The 1,463-nt window shown below is 41.4% G+C and carries 1 protein-coding gene; it reads right to left on the reverse strand.

Translation table 11 applies throughout. The features are described from left to right. A partial coding sequence (locus K5G00_RS29310; protein ID WP_238770168.1) for a hypothetical protein occupies nt 1-1,463 on the reverse strand: 1,463 nt, incomplete at both ends.

Here is a 1,463-nt window from a genome sequence, read left to right on the forward strand (position 1 = left end):
ACGGGGCTTCCGGTAACGATAGTGTCGGTACTCTGGTCGCATGTAATGGTAATATCCGGCGGGCAGACATCAAATACCGGCGGAGTGGAATCTTTGATCGTAATAAATTGAATACAATCATCAGTATTATCACAGGAATCTATTACTGTAAATGTTCTTACAATTGTTATCGGACAAATTCCGGAAGAAGCATCAAAATAATTGATTTCCTTGATGGAGCAATTATCAGAGGCGTCGCCCCCTGCACTTAACAGTTCGTCTAATGTTATTATTCTTACCGTTTCAGAATATGGTAATGATAACATTGTATCCGCTTCTTCAATTGAACATGCTTCATAACTTTCATCAGCAGGACATATTATTTCCGGAGGAATAGTGTCATTTAATGTAATTCTCTGAACGCACTCATCTGAGTTTCCGCAGTTATCGGTTGCAATCCAGGTGCGGTAAATGGTTTCCGGGCACCAGTTATTATCTGATGAATCTCTGAAGGTTATCGTTACTGGCATACATTCGTCAATTGCCGTGGCAACACCTGTTATCGAAGTATCGAGCAACTCGAAACATTCCACATCAATATCTTCCGGACAGGTTATCTCGGGCGGAGTATTATCGCCGGTTTTAATAATTTGTGGACATGTGATTTTATTGTCACAGGCATCTGCAGCCTCCCATATTCTGTATATGGTAAATTCGAGAGGATTATTTCCAGGAACAATTGAGTCGGTGTAAGTAATTTGTAGGTTTGGATCACAATTATCAGTTCCGGTTGCCCATCCTGTATAAGAAGGTGCAGTATCAGTTACAGTAAATATTGTTGTATCCGGAGGACATGTGATTTCAGGAATGATAGTATCATCAATTGTAATAATTTGTTGACAAGTATCATTATTACCGCACTCATCAGTTACTGTGAATGTTCTTATAATGGTTATCGGGCATATTCCTGTTGAATCATCAAAATAAATAATTTCGCCAATTGCGCAATTGTCGTTCGCCGTTCCTCCTGCGGCTTGCAATTCGGCTAAGGTAATTGTCGTTTCTGTTTCAGTATATGAAAGGGTTGTTTCAGTTTGAATTATCGACAAGTCACAAGCTTCATAATTTGCATCAGGTGGACATGTAGTTGCAGGAGGGATTGTGTCTCCTGCAACTGTAAATGTTGAAGTACATTCTACCGTATCACACAAATCTGCTACGATATATGTGAATGAAAGTTGTCCTCCGCAGGTCATATCAGTCAGAGGCGGAATCTCATCGATATTATCGGTTGGATCATCGCAACCACCGGAGTATGTAAATCCATCTGCCCAGTTATTGTATTCATTTTGGATGGTTGCCTGATCTGTACACGCTGGTAGATTTGGATCTGTCGGGCATGTAATTGTAGGCACAACAGCCGGCGGCACGGTGAATGAAGCAGAGCATGTAATCGGCGCAGCGCAGCTGTCAGTAACAGTCCA

Source organism: Maribellus maritimus, from assembly GCF_022267315.1.
Classification (GTDB): domain Bacteria; phylum Bacteroidota; class Bacteroidia; order Bacteroidales; family Prolixibacteraceae; genus Draconibacterium; species Draconibacterium maritimum.